The 16,435-nt window shown below is 71.9% G+C and carries 19 protein-coding genes and 1 tRNA gene; 13 read left to right on the top strand and 7 right to left on the bottom strand.

Annotated features, from left to right (window positions below; translation table 11 throughout):
• Positions 1-42 precede the first annotated feature (42 nt).
• From grxC to G408_RS0104620, 3 genes are all read left to right on the top strand, one after another.
• A complete protein-coding gene (gene grxC, locus G408_RS0104630) occupies positions 43-306 on the top strand; it encodes a glutaredoxin 3 (protein ID WP_028770143.1) in 264 nt (87 codons plus the stop codon).
• Entirely contained in the window at positions 303-686 is a 384-nt protein-coding gene (locus G408_RS0104625; RefSeq protein WP_028770142.1) for a carboxymuconolactone decarboxylase family protein, read from the top strand. The genes grxC and G408_RS0104625 overlap by 4 nt, the downstream gene beginning before the upstream one ends.
• Positions 687-846: 160 nt before the next feature.
• On the top strand, positions 847-1,857 hold the full coding sequence (locus tag G408_RS0104620; protein ID WP_028770141.1) for an isocitrate dehydrogenase: 1,011 nt from the start codon (positions 847-849) through the stop codon (positions 1,855-1,857).
• Positions 1,858-1,875: 18 nt separating this feature from the next.
• Here G408_RS0104620 and G408_RS0104615 read toward each other — a convergent pair whose 3' ends face one another.
• From G408_RS0104615 to G408_RS0104600, 4 genes are all read right to left on the bottom strand, one after another.
• Positions 1,876-2,553: a YoaK family protein gene (locus tag G408_RS0104615; protein WP_028770140.1), complete on the bottom strand. Its 678-nt coding sequence runs from the start codon at positions 2,551-2,553 to the stop codon at positions 1,876-1,878.
• Positions 2,550-3,386 (bottom strand): bifunctional hydroxymethylpyrimidine kinase/phosphomethylpyrimidine kinase, encoded by an 837-nt coding sequence (thiD, locus tag G408_RS0104610; protein ID WP_051282625.1) that lies wholly within the window; start codon positions 3,384-3,386, stop codon positions 2,550-2,552. Before thiD ends, G408_RS0104615 begins: the two co-directional genes overlap by 4 nt.
• A 3-nt stretch (positions 3,387-3,389) precedes the next feature.
• Positions 3,390-4,787 (bottom strand): PhoH family protein, encoded by a 1,398-nt coding sequence (locus tag G408_RS0104605; protein ID WP_028770138.1) that lies wholly within the window; start codon positions 4,785-4,787, stop codon positions 3,390-3,392.
• A 119-nt stretch (positions 4,788-4,906) separates the two neighbouring features.
• Positions 4,907-5,467: a glycine cleavage system transcriptional repressor gene (locus tag G408_RS0104600; protein ID WP_037412267.1), complete on the bottom strand. Its 561-nt coding sequence runs from the start codon at positions 5,465-5,467 to the stop codon at positions 4,907-4,909.
• A gap of 122 nt (positions 5,468-5,589) precedes the next feature.
• Here G408_RS0104600 and dapA point away from each other — a divergent pair, with 122 nt between their 5' ends.
• Complete coding sequence (gene dapA, locus G408_RS0104595; RefSeq protein ID WP_028770136.1) at positions 5,590-6,498, top strand: 4-hydroxy-tetrahydrodipicolinate synthase; 909 nt, start codon at positions 5,590-5,592, stop codon at positions 6,496-6,498.
• 16 nt (positions 6,499-6,514) lie between these two features.
• Complete coding sequence (locus G408_RS13180) at positions 6,515-7,027, top strand: hypothetical protein (protein ID WP_156890051.1); 513 nt, start codon at positions 6,515-6,517, stop codon at positions 7,025-7,027.
• Positions 7,028-7,067: 40 nt separating this feature from the next.
• On the opposite strand, the gene fdxA is transcribed toward G408_RS13180, so the two are convergent.
• Together fdxA and G408_RS0104580 are read right to left on the bottom strand one after the other, a co-directional pair.
• Positions 7,068-7,391, bottom strand: a complete 324-nt coding sequence (gene fdxA / locus G408_RS0104585) for a ferredoxin FdxA (RefSeq protein WP_028770135.1) — start codon at positions 7,389-7,391, stop codon at positions 7,068-7,070.
• A gap of 108 nt (positions 7,392-7,499) precedes the next feature.
• Positions 7,500-7,575 (bottom strand) — tRNA-Glu (locus G408_RS0104580).
• 109 nt (positions 7,576-7,684) lie between these two features.
• Between G408_RS0104580 and pcnB the strand changes: the two genes are divergently transcribed.
• The 6 genes from pcnB (at position 7,685) to pgi (ending at position 13,304) form a co-directional block, all read left to right on the top strand.
• Positions 7,685-9,073, top strand: a complete 1,389-nt coding sequence (gene pcnB / locus G408_RS13175; protein WP_084628066.1) for a polynucleotide adenylyltransferase PcnB — start codon at positions 7,685-7,687, stop codon at positions 9,071-9,073.
• Between the two features lie 10 nt (positions 9,074-9,083).
• Positions 9,084-9,572, top strand: a complete 489-nt coding sequence (gene folK, locus G408_RS0104570; protein ID WP_028770134.1) for a 2-amino-4-hydroxy-6-hydroxymethyldihydropteridine diphosphokinase — start codon at positions 9,084-9,086, stop codon at positions 9,570-9,572.
• Positions 9,573-9,602: 30 nt separating this feature from the next.
• Complete coding sequence (panB, locus tag G408_RS0104565; protein WP_028770133.1) at positions 9,603-10,427, top strand: 3-methyl-2-oxobutanoate hydroxymethyltransferase; 825 nt, start codon at positions 9,603-9,605, stop codon at positions 10,425-10,427.
• A complete protein-coding gene (gene panC / locus G408_RS0104560) occupies positions 10,424-11,281 on the top strand; it encodes a pantoate--beta-alanine ligase (RefSeq protein ID WP_028770132.1) in 858 nt (285 codons plus the stop codon). Before panB ends, panC begins: the two co-directional genes overlap by 4 nt.
• Before the next feature lie 113 nt (positions 11,282-11,394).
• Positions 11,395-11,775 carry an aspartate 1-decarboxylase gene (gene panD, locus G408_RS0104555; RefSeq protein ID WP_028770131.1) on the top strand — a complete coding sequence of 127 codons (381 nt, stop codon included), beginning with the start codon at positions 11,395-11,397 and terminating at the stop codon, positions 11,773-11,775.
• A gap of 14 nt (positions 11,776-11,789) precedes the next feature.
• Positions 11,790-13,304: a glucose-6-phosphate isomerase gene (pgi, locus tag G408_RS0104550; protein WP_028770130.1), complete on the top strand. Its 1,515-nt coding sequence runs from the start codon at positions 11,790-11,792 to the stop codon at positions 13,302-13,304.
• Positions 13,305-13,358: 54 nt separating this feature from the next.
• On the opposite strand, the gene queG is transcribed toward pgi, so the two are convergent.
• The gene (queG, locus tag G408_RS13170) at positions 13,359-14,420 is read right to left on the bottom strand and encodes a tRNA epoxyqueuosine(34) reductase QueG (RefSeq protein ID WP_037412264.1); all 1,062 of its coding nucleotides are present in this window, start codon (positions 14,418-14,420) and stop codon (positions 13,359-13,361) included.
• 23 nt (positions 14,421-14,443) lie between these two features.
• Here queG and G408_RS0104540 point away from each other — a divergent pair, with 23 nt between their 5' ends.
• Both G408_RS0104540 and tsaE read left to right on the top strand, forming a co-directional pair.
• Positions 14,444-15,913, top strand: coding sequence for a bifunctional ADP-dependent NAD(P)H-hydrate dehydratase/NAD(P)H-hydrate epimerase (locus G408_RS0104540; protein ID WP_028770129.1), 1,470 nt, complete (start codon positions 14,444-14,446; stop codon positions 15,911-15,913).
• Positions 15,910-16,392 carry a tRNA (adenosine(37)-N6)-threonylcarbamoyltransferase complex ATPase subunit type 1 TsaE gene (gene tsaE / locus G408_RS0104535; protein WP_028770128.1) on the top strand — a complete coding sequence of 161 codons (483 nt, stop codon included), beginning with the start codon at positions 15,910-15,912 and terminating at the stop codon, positions 16,390-16,392. The genes G408_RS0104540 and tsaE overlap by 4 nt, the downstream gene beginning before the upstream one ends.
• The last annotated feature ends 43 nt before the right edge of the window (positions 16,393-16,435 follow it).

The following is a 16,435-nucleotide window of genomic DNA, read 5'->3' as shown; positions in this document are numbered from 1 at the left end:
CCATAGTTCCGCCCCTGCCGCCTGCCCCGACCGGAGCCTTCCATGCCCGCCGACGTCGTGATGTACACCACCGCTGTCTGCCCCTACTGCGTTGCCGCCAAGAACTTCCTGAAACAGCGGGGCGTCGAGTGGCGCGAGGTGCGGGTGGACCTCGACCCGGCCGAGCGCGAGGCCATGGTGGCGCGGGCCGGGCGTACCTCGGTGCCGCAGATCTTCATCAACGGCCACCACGTCGGCGGGTTCGACGACATGGTGGCCCTCGACCGCGCGGGTGGCCTCGTCCCGCTGCTGGAGCAGGCCCCATGAGCGACCGCGTCGCCGAGTTCACCGCCTTCCGCAAGCGCATGAACGAGCGCATCCTGGAGCACGACAACCAGGTGGTGCGCCGCTTCTTCGCCCTCGACACCCAGACCTACAAGCCCGGCGCCCTCGACGTGAAGACGAAGGAGCTGCTGGGCCTGGTGGCCTCGATGGTGCTGCGCTGCGATGACTGCATCGCCTACCACGTGGCGCAGTGCCGGCAGGCCGGCGTGAGCCGCGACGAGTTCTTCGAGGCCTTCAGCGTCGGCCTGGTGGTGGGCGGCTCCATCGTCATCCCGCACCTGCGGCGGGCGGTGGATTTCCTCGACCGCCTGGAAGCCGGCGAGGCGGGCGAACCCGGGGCCCACGACGCCGCGCACGGCTGACCGCTCGCCCCGATCCTTGGCCTTCTCCCACCGGCCAGGCCCTCAGGGCGGCTGAACCGCAGCCGCCCGGCTCCGGGCCCGTGCCGGGCCGCCGCCCCGCCGCTGCGGCATAATCCGCGCCGCCGCCCGCACTGGATCGGGCGTAGAGAAGGAATGCGAAATGTCTCAGACGATTGCGGTGATCCGCGGGGATGGCATCGGCCCTGAAATCATGGATGCCTCGCTGGAGGTGCTGGATGCGATGAAGCTCGGCCTCGAGTACGAGTTCGTCGAGGCCGGCATGTCGGCGCTGGAGAAGACTGGCGAACTGCTGCCCGCCGCCACCCTCGACGCGATCCGCCGGCACCGCATCGCCCTCAAGAGCCCGCTGACCACGCCGGTGGGCGAAGGCTTCACTTCGATCAACGTCGCCCTGCGCAAGCAGTTCGATCTCTATGCCAACGTGCGCCCGGCCACCAGCTTCCCCGGCACCAAGGCGCGTTACGAGAACATCGACATCATCACCGTGCGCGAGAACACGGAAGGCGCCTACATCGGCGAGGGCCAGACCCTCTCCGAGGACGGCGAGACCGCTCTGCTCACGCAGAAGGTGACGCGCAAGGGTTCCGAGCGCATCGTCCGCTACGCCTTCGACCTTGCCCGCCGCCTCGGCCGCCGGAAGGTGACGGTGGTGCACAAGGCCAACATCCTCAAGTCCACCTCGGGCCTGTTCCTCAAGGTGGCGCGCGAGGTGGCGGCGAACTACCCCGACATCCAGTGCAACGAGATGATCGTGGACAACACCTGCATGCAGCTGGTGATGCGCCCCGAGCAGTTTGACGTGATCGTCACCACCAACCTGTTCGGCGACATCCTCTCCGACCTCTGCGCCGGTCTCGTCGGTGGCCTCGGCCTTGCCCCGGGCGCGAACATCGGCGAGCACGCGGCCATCTTCGAGGCCGTGCACGGCTCGGCGCCGGACATCGCCGGCAAGAACATCGCCAATCCCTGCGCCCTGCTGCTGGCCGCCGGCCAGATGCTCGACCACCTCGGCCACGTGGAGCAGGCCAACCGCCTGCGCCAGGCCATCCGCGACACCCTCGCGGCCAAGGACGGCGTGACCCCGGACGTGGGCGGCACCGGCACCACCCAGAGCTTCGCCAGGGCGGTGGCCGCCCGCGTGGCGGGCTGATTCCTCCCTGCACGCACTTCATCGCCGGCCACCGCTTCCGCGGTGGCTTCGGCGCCAGCCTTCGTGCGCCAGGGCCAGGGCCAGGGCGATGGCCGCGGGCAGCAGTAGAACCCATTCGCCGACCCGGCGCAGGCCAAGGCCGCCCACGAGTCCGCCGGCGAGGAAGGTGATTGTCACCAGCAGGCTGACCGCGAGGCGCTTGCGGTGTACCGGCAGGCCGCGCAGGGCATGGCCGAGATAGATGCCGAGATCGGTCACCATCCCGGTGACGTGGGAGGTGCGGATCACCGCGCCGCTGTAGGTGCTCGCCATCGCGTTCTGCAGGCCCACGGCCGCGGCGAGCAGGTAATAGGCCGCCGGATTCCGGTGCAGGAAAGCAGCGAGTGCGGCCAGCACCAGACCGGTTTCCAGCAACAGGGCCACGGTATAGCGGCGGCCCAGCTTGAGGTGTTCATTGCGGATCAGCCAGCCGCTGGCCACGGCGCCCGCGAAGAAGGCGCCGAAGATGGCTGCCAGATGCAGGGCCGACTGCCAGCGGGCATGTGACACATGGCCGGCGAATAGCGTCGTGGTGCCGGTGAGGTGGGTCACTGCCTCGCCGCCGAAGGACAGCAGACCGACCACATTCATCAGCCCGGCCGCGAACGCGAGCAGGCCGCCCGCCCACCAGACCCAGCGTGGCAACTGTTCGATCATGCCTCGCGCAAACGCCAGAAATGGTCGAGCACCACCACGCCGCCCCGCCCCGGCCGGTACCCGGCCGCCAGCGCGCCGGCGATGTACTCCGTGCCGAGGCGGCAGGCCGCCGAGGAGCTCTCCCCCAGCGCCAGCCGGGCAGCGATGGCCGAGGCGAGCGTGCAGCCGGTGCCATGGCCTTCCACCGGCAGGCGCGGGCTGCGGAAGCTGGCGCGCAGCACCCCGCTGCCGAAGCGGTCGATCACCTCGCCTTCCGCGAGGTGGCCGCCCTTGAGCAGCACGGCATCGGGGCCGAGGGCCAGCAGGCCGGCGAGCGCGGCATCGGCCTCCGCGCCGGGGCCGATGTGGCGGCCGAGCAGGAGCTCGGCCTCGGGCAGGTTCGGGGTGAGCACCGAGGCCATGGGCAGCAGGCGGCCGCGCAGGGCGTCGAGGGCAGCGTCGGCCAGCAGCTTGGCGCCGCTCGTCGCCACCATCACCGGGTCGACCACCAGGGCGGCGGGCCGCCAGTGCTCCAGCGCATCGGCCACGGCGTGGATGATCTCCGCCGTGGCCAGCATGCCGAGCTTCACCGCGCGCACATCGAAGTCCTCGAAGCAGGCATCGATCTGCGCCCGCAGGAAGCCGGGGTCCGGCACGTGCACCGCGGTCACGCCGCGGGTGTGCTGGGCGGTGAGGGCGGCGATCGCCGACAGGCCGTGCACGCCGTGGGCGGCGAAGGTCTTGAGGTCGGCCTGGATGCCGGCGCCGCCGCCGCTGTCGGAGCCAGCGATGCTGAGTACCGATGCCGGGCGCGGGGCATCTTCCGCAATGCTGCCGGCTGCATTCCCGCCCATCGCTCAGAGCACCTCGGAAGCGTAGTCGGCCAGACGCGAGCGTTCGCCGCGACGCAGTGTGACATGGGCGCTGTGGGCCCAGCTCTTGAAGCGGTCCACGGCGTAGGTGAGACCGGAGGTGGTTTCGGTGAGGTAGGGGGTATCGATCTGCTCCACGTTGCCCATGCAGATGATCTTGGTGCCCGGGCCGGCGCGGGTGATCAGGGTCTTGATCTGCTTTGGCGTCAGGTTCTGCGCTTCGTCCACGATCACCCAGCGGTTGAGGAAGGTGCGACCGCGCATGAAGTTCATCGAGCGGATCTTGATCCGGCTCGCCAGTAGGTCGTTGGTGGCGCCGCGGCCCCAACTGCCGTGGTCATCGGTGTGGGTTAGCACCTCGAGATTGTCGGTGAGCGCGCCCATCCAGGGCGTCATTTTCTCCTCCTCGGTGCCCGGGAGGAAGCCGATGTCCTCGCCCACGCTCACGGTGGCGCGGGTCATGATGATTTCGCGGTAGCGCTGCACGTCCATGGTCTGCGCCAGGCCAGCAGCCAGCGCCAGCAGGGTCTTGCCGGTGCCGGCGGTTCCTAGCAGGGTGACGAAGTCGATCTCCGGGTCCATCAGGGCGTTGAGCGCGAAATTCTGCTCGCGGTTGCGGGCGTTGATGCCCCAGACCTGGTGGTGCGGCGAACGGAAGTCCTCGACGATCTGCAGGATGGCGCGCCCGCCGTCGAGTTTTGCCACCTTGAGCTCGACCTCGTTCTCGCCGGGCAGGTAGAGGAACTGGTTCACGTACCAGCCCTCCTCGGGGATGGAGCGCAGCTCGTAGAAGGTGCGGCCGCGCTCGGTCCAGCTGCGCAGGTTCTTGCCGTGGCGCTCCCAGAAGTCCTCGGGCAGGGCGGTGGCGCCGGTGTAGAGCAGGTTGAAGTCGTCGAGGGCACGATCGTTCTCGTAATCCTCGGCCACCACGCCGACGATGCTGGCCTTGATCCTGAGGTTGATGTCCTTCGACACCAGCACCACCGGCGTATCCGGATGCCCGGCGCGCAGCTGCAGGATCGAGCCGAGGATCTGGTTGTCCGGCAGCACGGTGCCGAACCCCTTGCCGGTATCGACCGGCGTGGTCTGGAAGATCAGCCGGCCCAGGCTGTCGGCGGTCCTGAGCTGCAGGCCGCTCGGGCGTTGCAGCGGGATGCCGCCGTCGATGCCGCGGTTGCCGTGGGCGACGATCAGCTCGTTGAGGAAGCGGCTCACCTGGCGGGCGTTGCGCGCCGATTCGGTCTGGCCTTTCTTGTTGTTGTCGAGCTCCTCCAGCACCATCATCGGCAGGAACACGTCGTGTTCCTCGAACTTGAACAGCGCGGTCGGGTCGTGCATCAGCACGTTGGTGTCGAGCACGTAGATGCGCTTGCTCTGGGTCATCGCGGCTCCTCGGTCGGGCGGGGGTGCGGCAAAGAAAAAGCCGCCATCACGCGGGGCGTCATGGCGGCTCGGTGTCGGCGTGCGGTGGTCACGCGGCGCGGGATCCGGTCATCGGCGGCTCAGAACTTCATCGGATCCATGATGGCGTCGAGGTTGAGGTCGTCGCAGAAGGCGAGGAAGTCGTCGCGCAGCGCGGCGATGTGCATGCTCGCGGGCACGCCGATGGTGAGGTGGGCCGAGAACATGTCGGCGCCGGTCTGCATGGCGCGGTAGCGCGAGCATTGCAGGTTCTCGACCGTGATGCCCTGGCGGTCGAAGAAATCGGCGAGCTGGTAGAGGATGCCGGGGCGGTCGGAGGCGACCACCTCGACGATGTAGGGCAGCAGGTTGGACTGCAGCGGCTTTGGACCGGTGCGGTACCAGTGCAGCTTCATGCCGTCGTCGCGCTCCATGCGCGTGAGCATGGCCTCCAGCTTGGCCACGGCGTCCCAGGGGCCGGCGGCCAGCGCCGTCACCGAGACGTCGCGCCCGACGGTGGCGAGGCGGGCATCGACGAGGTTGCAGCCGGAATCGGCGATGCGGCGGCTGACGGCGAGGAGCGGGGAGTCCGGGTGGGTCGCGTAGGCGCTGATGAGCAGCAGGTTCTCTTGCGACGGCGGGCGGGGCGTGGACTCTGACAAAGCGCGGGTTCCATGGGGTGTGCGGCACCCCTGAAGTCTTCCCGGGAAGCATACTTGCCGCGTTCTTCGCGCCGCAAGTAACATCCGGGCATCTCCCTCTCCCGCATCTGAAGAGACCTGCCTTGCACCTCTCCGGCAGCATCACCGCGCTCGCCACCCCGTTCTCGGCCGACGGAAGCCTCGACCTCGCCGCCTGGGAGCGCCTGCTGGAGAAACAGGTCGAGGCCGGTTCGCGGGCGGTGGTGGTGGCCGGCTCGACCGGCGAGGCGGCGGCGCTCTCCGACGAGGAGTACGGCCTGCTGCTGCGCGAGGCGGTGCGCATCGTCGCCGGCCGTATCGGCGTGATCGCCGGCACCGGCCTGTCCAGCACCGCGAAGACCATCGCCCAGACGCGCCGCGCCGCGGCCCTCGGTGCCGAGGCGGCGCTGGTGGTCACCCCGCCCTACGTGCGCCCGACCCAGGCCGGCCTCGTCGCGCACTACCGCGCGGTGGCCGAGCAGGGCGGGCTGCCGGTCATTCTCTACAACGTGCCGCCGCGCACCGGGGTGGACCTGCTGCCGGAGACGGTGGCCGAACTGGTGGCGCTGCCCGGCGTCATCGGCCTCAAGGAGGCCGTGGCCGCCCCCGCGCGCTGGCAGGCCCTGGCGCCGCTCGCCGGGCCCGGCTTCGCCCTGCTCTCGGGCGACGATCCCAGCTTCGTGGCGGCCATGGAGGCCGGGGCCGCGGGGGTGGTCTCGGTGGCGTCCAACCTCGTGCCGGCGAGCTTCGTCCGCATCACGGCCGACCTCGCCGCCGGCCGCGTGGCCGAGGCCCGCGCCCGCGATGCCGTCCTGCGCCCGCTTTACGATTTTCTGGGCGGCGCGCCGAACCCGATTCCGCTGAAAGCCCTGCTCGACGCCCAGGGGCTTGGTCGCGGGCTGCGCCTGCCCCTGCTGCCCCTGCCGCCAGCCGAGACAGGGCCGCTGCCCGCCCTGCTGGACCTCATCGAACGCGCCGAGGCGGAGGCCCGTTCCGCCCGCCGTGCCGCCTGACCGACTGGAGATGCCGATGTTCCGTTCCCCCGTCCTGCGCCCCGCCCTCGCCGGCGCCCTGCTGCTGTCCTGCGCCGTCGCCCTGCCGGGCTGCGCCTGGTTCCGCGGCAAGGAGGCGCCCTACCTCGAGGCGCGCGAGAGCCGCCCGCTGGAGGTGCCGCCGGATCTCGTGCTGCCCTCGTCCAGCGCCGCGCTGCAGGTGCCGCCGGCGCCGGCCGGTGGCCCTGCGCCGGGGGCGGCCCCGCCGGCCCTGCGCGGCCCCGGCAGCGCCTTCACCCTGGACGACAGCCAGGAGAGTGCCTTCCGTCGCGTCGGCCTGTCGCTCGCGCGCATCGAGGGCGTGGCCTCGAGCCAGCCGGTGGCGGCGCTGAATGCCCATGAGGTGAGCTTCCGCGGCCAGACCTTCCTCGTGCGCGTGAGCGCGCAGGGCGAGCAGGCGCGCATCGACGCCATCAGCACCGAGGGGGCGCCGCTCAGCAGCGGTCCGGCCGCCGAACTGCTCGGCCTGCTGCGCGGCCGCCTGCAGTAAGCGGTGAGCCCGCCGGCGCGGCCGCCTGCGGCCGCCCGGCTCAGCGTTCCAGGTACGCGAGCTTGCCCGGCTTGCCGTCCCATTCGGCGGCATCGGGCAGCGGGTCCTTGCGCGTGGTGATCACCGGCCATTGCGCCGCGAGTTCGCGGTTGAGCGCGATCATGCCTTCCTGGCCCGCCGGCACGTCGTCCTCGGGGTAGATCGCCTTGGCCGGGCATTCCGGCTCGCAGAGCGTGCAGTCGATGCACTCGTCAGGATCGATGACGAGGAAGTTCGGGCCTTCGTGGAAGCAGTCGACGGGGCAGACCTCGACGCAGTCGGTGTACTTGCACTTGATGCAGTTCTCGGTGACGACGAAGGGCATGGCGGCGGCGTGGTCGGGGTGGGCGCGTTAGGGTAGCGCCGCGGCTCGCGCGGCGGCGTGCGCGTGGCGGAAAAAACGACGCCCGGCGGGGCCGGGCGTCGTTGGAATTGGCGCTCCCTACGGGATTCGAACCCGTGTTTTAGCCTTGAGAGGGCCACGTCCTAGGCCTCTAGACGAAGGGAGCAGTGAGTTGGTCGCGTCCTGCGAGTCCGGTAGGATACCGGATTCCTTTGGCGTTCGCCAAGCCCCTCGAAGCCCTTTCGCCCACTGCACCGCCGGAGCCCCCACGCCCCATGCCCGATCCCGCCGTTCCCTTGGTGATCCCCCGCGAGGCGCACCCGATCTCGCGCCGGAACATCAGCCCGGCGGCGCTGAAAGTGCTCTACGGCCTGCGTGATGCCGGCTACCAGAGCTTTCTCGTGGGTGGCGCGGTACGCGATCTCCTGGCTGGGCGCCAGCCCAAGGACTTCGACGTGGCCACCAATGCCACGCCGGAGCAGGTGCGCGAGGTGTTCCGCAACTGCCGCCTGATCGGGCGCCGCTTCCGCCTGGCCCACGTAGTGTTCGGGCGCGAGATCATCGAGGTGGCGACCTTCCGTGCCAACGACGACGACGGCAGCGGCGGGCGTGCCGCCGAGGACGATGGCCGCCTGCTGCGCGACAACGTCTACGGCACCATCGAGGAAGACGCGGTGCGCCGCGACTTCACCGCCAACGCCCTGTACTACGCCATCGAGGACTTCTCGGTGCGCGATTACGTCGGGGGCTTCGAGGACGTGATGGCGCGCCGCCTGCGGCTGATCGGCAACCCGGAGACCCGCTACCGCGAAGACCCGGTGCGGATGCTGCGCGCGGTACGTCTCGCGGCCAAGCTGGGTTTCTCGATCGATCCCGGCAGCAGTGCGCCCATCCCGGCGATGGCCCCCCTGATCGCCGGCGCCGCCCCGGCCCGGCTGTTCGACGAATCGCTCAAGCTCTTCCTCGCCGGCCATGCCGAGGCGAGTTTCCTCGGCCTCGAGGCCCACGCCCTGCTGCCCGTGCTGCTGCCCGAGACTGCCGAGGCCCTGCGCACCAACCGCAGCGGCTCTTTGCGGACGATGGTGCTCGAGGGCCTGCGCAATACCGACCAGCGGATCGCCGAGGACAGGCCGGTGACACCGGCCTTCCTCTATGCCGTGCTGCTCTGGCCGGCCTACTGCCGCGAACTGGCGCGCCTGCAGGCCCAGGGCCTCGATCCGGTGGCAGCGCAGCAGCGCGCCGCCGACCGCGTCACCCTGCACCAGGCACAGCGCATCGCCCTGCCGCGGCGCTTCTCGCTGCCGATGCAGGAGATCTGGATGCTGCAGCCGCGCTTCTCGCTGCGGCAGAAGAAGCGGGTGTTCCGCACCCTGGCGCACCCCCGCTTCCGGGCCGCCTTCGACTTCCTCGAGCTGCGCGCCCGGGTGGCGCCGGAACTCGGGGCGGACCTGCAGTTCTGGCGCGAGGCGCAGCTGCAGGGGCCGGCCGCGGTGACGGCAGGCGCCGTTCATGCGGAAGCGGCGGGCGGGGCAGCCTGGCCAGAGCCCGCCCCGCCGGACGTGGAGGCCACGGAGGCGGGAGAGGAGACCGGCCCGGCGCGTCGCCGGCGCCGGCGGCCGCGCCGCCGCCGCAGCGGGGGCGCGGGTGGCGACGACGCGTCCTGAATCCGGCGCGATGGGGCGCCGGGCCTGGGTGGGACTGGGCGGCAACGTGGGGGACGTGGCGGCGGCCTTCGTCTCGGCCCTGGGCCAGCTCGATGCCCTGCCTGGCATCGCCGTCGAGGCCTGCTCGCCGCGCTACCGCACTCCGGCCTGGGGCCTCGAGGACCAGCCGGCCTTCCTCAATGCCGTTGCCCGCCTGCGCACCACGCTCGCCCCCGTGGACCTGCTCGCCGCCCTGCAGGCGGTGGAGCGCGCCCATGGCCGCGAGCGGGCGCGGGAAACCCGCTGGGGGCCGCGCACCCTCGACCTCGACCTCCTCGCCGTCGAGGACGTGGTGCTCGATTCGCCGGACCTGGTGCTGCCGCATCCCCGGCTGGCCGAACGTGCCTTCGTGCTGGTGCCCTGGGCGGCGCTCGAGCCGGATCTCGTGCTTCCCGGCCTCGGCCGGGTCGCGCAGCTGCGTGATGCGCTGGATTGCTCGGGCATCGAGGCGATACCTTAAGCGCCCGCTCGAACCGGCATCCCCCAGCCCATGTACGCCACCGATGCCCCGCCGCCGCGCGCGCCGCTCACCGTGCCCGGCCTGCGCCGCATGAAGCAGGAAGGGCGGCCGATCGTCGCGCTCACCTGCTATGACGCCGCCTTCGCCGCCGTGCTCGAGGAGGCGGGCATCGACCTCGTGCTGGTGGGCGATTCCCTGGGCATGGTGGTGCAGGGGCATGCCAGCACCCTGCCGGTCAGCGTCGACCACGTCGTCTATCACTGCGCCAATGTCGCCCGTGGCCTGCGTTCGGCCCTGCTGGTGGCCGACATGCCCTTCGGTTCCGACGCCACGCCGCTGATGGCGCTCGAGGCCGCGTTGCGCCTGCTGAAAGAAGGGCAGGCGGCGATGGTGAAGCTCGAGGGGGCCGGAGTGAAGCTCGAGACCATCCGTTTCCTCGTCGAGCGCGAGATCCCGGTCTGCGCCCATCTCGGCCTGACCCCGCAGTCGGTGCTGCGGCTGGGGGGCTACAGGGTGCAGGGGCGGGAGGCCGCCGCCGCCGAGCGGCTGCGCCAGGATGCCCGTGCCGTGGAGGCCGCCGGGGCCTCGGCCCTGGTGCTGGAGTGCGTGCCTTCCGCGCTGGCGGCCGAGATCAGCGCCGCGGCCGGCATTCCCACCATCGGCATCGGCGCCGGGGCCGGCTGTGACGGCCAGGTGCTGGTGCTGCACGACCTGCTCGGCATCGGCGGCAGGCACCGGCCGCGTTTCGTCAAGGATTTCCTCGCCGAGGGCGGCTCGGTGCGTGGCGCCCTCGGCGCCTATGCCGAGGCCGTCCGTTCCCGCCGTTTCCCCGGCCCCGAGCACGCCTACGCATGATCCGCACCGTCCGCACCGTCGCCGAACTGCGCGCCCATCTCGCCGGCTGGCGCGACCAGGGCCATCGCGTGGCCCTGGTGCCCACCATGGGCAACCTGCATGCCGGGCATTTCTCGCTGGTGGAACTGGCGCGGCAGAACGCCGACAAGGTGGTGGCCAGCATCTTCGTCAATCCCACCCAGTTCGGTCCCAACGAGGACTTCGCCCGCTATCCGCGTACGCCCGAGGCCGATGCCGAGGGGCTGGCCCGCGCCGGCTGCGATCTTCTGTTCCTGCCCTCGGTGGAGACGGTCTATCCGCTAGGGCCGGAGGCCGCAGTGCGGATCCGCGTGCCTGGGATCTCCGAGGTGCTGGAGGGTGAGCACCGTCCCGGGCACTTCGAGGGCGTGGCCACGGTGGTGGCGCGGCTGTTCAACATGGTGCGCCCCGACGTGGCGATCTTCGGCCGCAAGGACTACCAGCAGCTGCAGGTGATCCGCCACATGGCCCGCGACCTGGCCTTCGCCATCGACATCGTGCCCGGGCCCACGGTGCGCGAGCCCGATGGCCTGGCGATGAGTTCGCGCAACCAGTACCTGGCGCCGGAGGAACGCGCGGTGGCGGTGGAGATCATCCGCAACCTGCGCACCATGCGCGAGCAGGCGGCGCAGGGCCTGCCGCTCGCCGGCATCGAGCAGGAGGCGGTGGAGCGCCTCGCCGCCGCCGGCTTCGTGGTCGACTATGCGGTGATCCGCCGCAGCGATCTTTCGCTGCCGCTCGCTGGCAATGAGCCGGGGCTGCTGGGCCTGGTGGCGGCCCGGCTGGGCCGCACCCGGCTGATCGACAACCTCGAGTTCGACGGTCCTGTGGTCTGAGTGCCGGCCCGTCCACGCCGGCTGGACGCGCTCCCGCGCAGGCTGGTGCTTCGATTGCAGGCTCGATTCCTGCCACCTACACTCCGCGCCTTCACGCTTCCGGGACCGCCGCCATGCAGCTCACCCTGCTCAAAGCCAAGATCCACCGCGCCTCGGTCACCCATGCCGAGCTGCACTATGAAGGCTCCTGCGCCATCGACGGCCGGCTGCTCGACGTCTCCGGCATCCGCGAGTACGAGCAGGTGCACATCTTCAACATCAACAACGGCGCCCGCTTCGTCACCTACGCCATCCGCGGCGAGGAGGGCAGCGGCGTGATCTCGGTGAACGGCGCGGCGGCGCATCTCGCCGGGCCGGGCGATCTCGTCATCATCTGCGCCTACGGCCAGATGGACGAGGCCGAGGCGGCGAAGTTCAAGCCGACGCTCGTCTACGTGGACCGGCAGAACCGCCTGACCCACACCAACCACAGCATCCCGGCGCAGGCCGCCTGAGTCCGGGGGCCGGAATGGAATCCCCCGCATCGCGGCTGCAGCACCTGCAATCCCATGGCGCCCGCCTCGCCGGGCGCGAGCTGAAGCAACTGCTGGCGGCCGATCCGGGCCGGGCCGCGCGCATGGCCCTGCGGGTAGACGGCCTCTATGCCAGCTTCGCCCGCCAGCATGTCGATGACGAGGCCCTGGAGGCGCTGTTCGCCGTGGCCCGAGCCAGCGGCATGGGCGAGGCCATCCGGGCGCTCCTCCATGGCGAGGCGGTCAACCGCTCGGAGCGCCGTCCGGCCCTGCACAGCGCCCTGCGCACCGTCTTCGAGGCGCCGGTGGCCTCCAAGGCCGCCGCCGAGGCCGCGGCCACCCGCGCCCGGATGCGGGCCCTGGCCGGGGCCCTGCGGGCCAGCGAGATCACCGATGTCATCAACATCGGCATCGGCGGCTCCGACCTCGGCCCGCGGCTGGCGGTGGACGCCCTGCGCGATTTCGGCGATGGCCGCTTCCGCCTGCATTTCCTCAGCAATGTCGATGCCCATGCCGCCACCCGGCTGCTGTCCGGCCTCGATCCGGCGCGCACTGCGGCCATCCTCGTCTCCAAGAGCTTCGGCACCCAGGAGACCCTGCTCAATGGCGCGCTGGTGCGCGACTGGCTGGGCGGCGGCGAGCGCCTGTACGCGGTGAGCGCCAACGTGGCGAAGGCCGAGGCCTTCGGCGTCGATCCTGCCCGTGTGCTGCCGATGTGGGACTGGGTGGGCGGCCGCTACTCGCTGTGGTCGGCGGTGGGCTTCTCGGTGCTGCTGGCCCTGGGCGAGGACGGCTTCGCCGCCATGCTGGCCGGCGCCGAGGCCATGGACCGGCATTTCCTCGAGGCCCCGGCGGAATCGAACCTGCCGCTCTGGCATGCCCTGTTCGCGGTGTGGAACCGCAATGTCGAGGGCCATGCCGCCCATGCCGTGCTGCCCTACGACGAACGTCTGCGCCTGCTGCCGGCCTATCTGCAGCAGCTGGTGATGGAGAGCCTCGGCAAGCGCGTGGACCATGCCGGCGAGCCGGTGGCGCATGACACCGTGCCGGTGCTCTGGGGCGGCGCTGGCACCGACAGCCAGCACAGCTTCTTCCAGGCCCTGCACCAGGGCACGCAGGTGGTGCCGGCCGATTTCATCGGCGTGATCCATCCCGATCACCCGCATCTCGGGCAGCACCGGGTGCTGCTCTCGCATCTCCTCGCCCAGACCGAGGCCCTGGCCAATGGCGATGCGGGCGAGACGCCGCAGCAGCACTCGCCGGGCAACCGGCCCAGCACCCTGCTGCTGCTCGATCGGCTCACCCCGCGCAGCTTCGGCAGCCTGATCGCGCTCTACGAGCACAGCGTCTACGCCCAGGCGGTGCTCTGGGGCATCAATGCCTTCGACCAGTTCGGGGTCGAGCTCGGCAAGCGGCTCGCCAACGGCCTGCTGCCGGTGCTGGAGGGCAGAGCCCGGGCGCAGGATGCGGTGAGCGCCACGCTCGTCGAGGAGATCCTCGCCCGCGGCTGAGCGGCGGCGTCGGCCCGCCGCGGCCGGGAAGCCCTCCCGGCGCCGTTCGCGCCCTCAGGCCGGTGCCTTCGCTGCCTGCTCGGAAAGCGCCCAGGCCACGTGCTCGCGCACCAGGGCCGAGGGATGCCCGGCACGGGCCGCGAGCGCGGCCACCACCTCGTCCGAGTGCGGCGCATTGCCCAGCGCCACGGCGAGGTTGCGCAGCCATCCCGTGTGGCCGGTGCGGCGGATCGGCGAGCCTTCGGTGCGCTTCAGGAACTCGTCTTCCTCCCAGGCGAAGAGCTCGACCAGCCGCGCCCGGTCGAGGCCGTTGCGCGGTTCGAAGTCGGGCAAGGCATGGCGTTTCGCGAACTTGTTCCAGGGGCAGACGAGCTGGCAGTCGTCGCAGCCGAAGACGCGGTTGCCCATCGGCCGGCGGAAGGCTTCCGGGATCGGCCCCGGGTTCTCGATGGTGAGATAGCTGATGCAGCGCCGGGCATCGAGCACCCAGGGCGCCACGATGGCCCGGGTGGGGCAGATGTCGATGCAGCGCGTGCAGGTGCCGCAGTGCTCGCTGGCGGGGGCATCGAGCGGCAGGGGCAGGTCGGTGTAGAGCTCGCCGAGGAAGAACCAGCTGCCCGCCTTCGCATGGATCAGGCAGGTGTGCTTGCCGATCCAGCCCAGCCCGGCATCGCGGGCCAGGGCCCGCTCCAGTACCGGCGCGGAATCGACGAAGGCGCGGTAGCCGAAGGGGCCGACCACGCCGGCGATGCGCTCGGCGAGACGCTGCAGGCGGTTGCGCAGCACCTTGTGGTAGTCGCGGCCGAGGGCGTAGCGGGCGATGTAGGCACGCTCGCCATCGGCCAGGGTGGCCCAGCTCGCCGCATCGTCGCCGATGCCGTAATCCATGCGCACGCTCACCACCCGGATGGTGCCGGGCACCAGTTCGCCGGGGCGGCTGCGCTTGCGGCCATGCGCGGCCATCCAGTGCATCTCGCCGTGGTGGCCCGCGGCCAGCCAGCGTTCGAGGTGGGCTTCGTCGCGGGCGAGGGTGCCCTCGCTGATGCCGGCCTGCTGGAAGCCGAGCTCGACGGCCCAGCGCTTGATGTCGGCGGCGAGGGCGGCCCAGTCGTGCATGGGGCGGAGTATAGAATCCGTCCATGCCCCATACCCTTCCGCTGCTGCGCACCGCGGCGCTGCGCGCCATCGAACGCGCGGCCATCGCCGGCGGGCTTCCTCCGGGCGAACTGATGCGGCGGGCCGGCGCGGCCGCCGCGCGCCGCCTGCTCGAACGCTGGCCCGAGGTGCGGCAGGTCGGCGTGCTCTGCGGCCCGGGCAACAACGGCGGCGATGGCTACGAACTGGCCTGCGTCCTGCACGAGGCCGGGCGTGCCGTGTCGGTGCTGGCCTTCGGCGCGCCGCGCAGCGCCGAGGCCCGCGCCGCGGCAGCCCGTTGGGCCGCGCAGGGCGGGGCGGTGGCGCCCGCCGACCCGCAGGCCCTGCCCGAGGTCGGGCTGTGGGTGGATGGCCTGCTGGGCCTGGGCCTGGCGCGCGCGCCCGAGGCCGGCCTCGCGGCCCTGCTCGCGGCGGTCCGGGCCACCGGCCGCCCGGTGCTGGCCCTCGATCTTCCCACCGGCATCGAGGCCGATACCGGCGCGGCGCCGGGGGCCTTCCTCCCGGCCACGCTCAGCGTGGCCTTCCTCGCTGCCACGCCCGGGCTGTTCACCGGCAAGGGCCGGGAGGCGGCCGGCGAGGTGGTGGTCGAGCCGCTGGGGCTCGAAGTCCGCGACTGGCCCGCCGAAGCCCGGCCCGTGGCGCAGGCACTGCGGCCGGCGGCGCTGGCGGCAGTGCTGCCGCCCCGGCCGCTGGACAGCCACAAGGGCCAGTTCGGCCGCGTGCTCTGCCTCGGCGGGGCCGAGGGCATGGCCGGCGCCCTGGTGCTCTGCGCCGAGGCCGCGGCCCGCAGCGGCGCCGGCTGGGTGGAGGCGATCGGCAGCCCCGAGGCGGTGGCGGCCCTGCTCGCCCGCCGTCCGGAGGTGATGGCGCGTGTCCTGCCGGCCCCCGAGGGGCTGGCCGCCTGTCTGGCGCGGGCCGATGTGCTGGCCCTGGGCCCCGGGCTGGGGCAGGACGCCTGGGGCTGGGAGCTGTTCACCGCGGCCCTGGCGAGCGGCCGCCCGCTGGTGCTGGATGCCGATGCCCTGAACCGTCTGGCGGCCGCTCCCCGGCCCCTGCCGGAGGCCGTGCTGACACCGCATCCCGGTGAGGCGGCGCGCCTGCTCGGCAGCGACACGGCGGCCGTGCAGCGTGACCGGCTGGGCGCCGCCATCGCCCTGGCCGCACGCTTCGAGGCGGCCGTGGTGCTGAAAGGGGCGGGCAGCGTGGTGGCCGCGCCCGGAAAGACCGCGGTGCTGATCGATGCCGGCAACCCGGGCATGGCCAGCGCCGGCATGGGCGATGTGCTCACCGGCGTGGTGGCGGCCCTGCGCGCCCAGGGCCTGCCGCCCTTCGAGGCTGCCTGGGCCGGGGCCCTGGCCCATGCTGCGGCCGGCGACCGGGCGGCCGCCGGGCGATGCCGGGGCCTTTTGGCCGCCGACCTGCTGCCGGCCTTGGGCGAGGCGCTGAACCCATGAGCAGCGAGGCGTACTCCCTCTTTCTGCCCGATGCCGCCGCCACCGAGGCTCTGGGGGCGCGGCTGGCGGCCTGCCTGCCGGCGCGGGCGGTGGTCTACCTCGAAGGCGATCTCGGGGCCGGCAAATCGACGCTGGCCCGGGCCCTGCTGCGCGCCCTCGGGGTGGCAGGTCGTATCCGCAGCCCCACCTACACCCTGGTCGAGCGCTACCCGGTGCCGGGCGGCGAGGCCGCCCATCTCGATCTCTACCGCCTTGGCGATGCGGCGGAGCTGGATTTCCTCGCCCTCGACGAGCTTGCCGATGCCGCCCGGCTCTGGCTGGTGGAGTGGCCGGAGCGGGGCGCCGGGCATCTGCCGCCGGCGGATCTGGTGCTTGGCCTCCGCCTCGAGGGCGAGGGGCGACAGGCCCGACTGGAGCCCCGTTCGGCACTCGGCCGCCAGTGGCTGGCGGCGTTCCGGGAGGGTGGGCCCGGAGGGTGAACGCCCGAACTTAGGGTCCGTTCATCAAGCAGGGTCGCAGGAA

The sequence above is a fragment of the Silanimonas lenta DSM 16282 genome (assembly GCF_000429065.1).
Classification (GTDB): Bacteria; Pseudomonadota; Gammaproteobacteria; order Xanthomonadales; family Xanthomonadaceae; genus Silanimonas; species Silanimonas lenta.
This window is presented reverse-complemented; position numbering and strand designations above follow the sequence as displayed.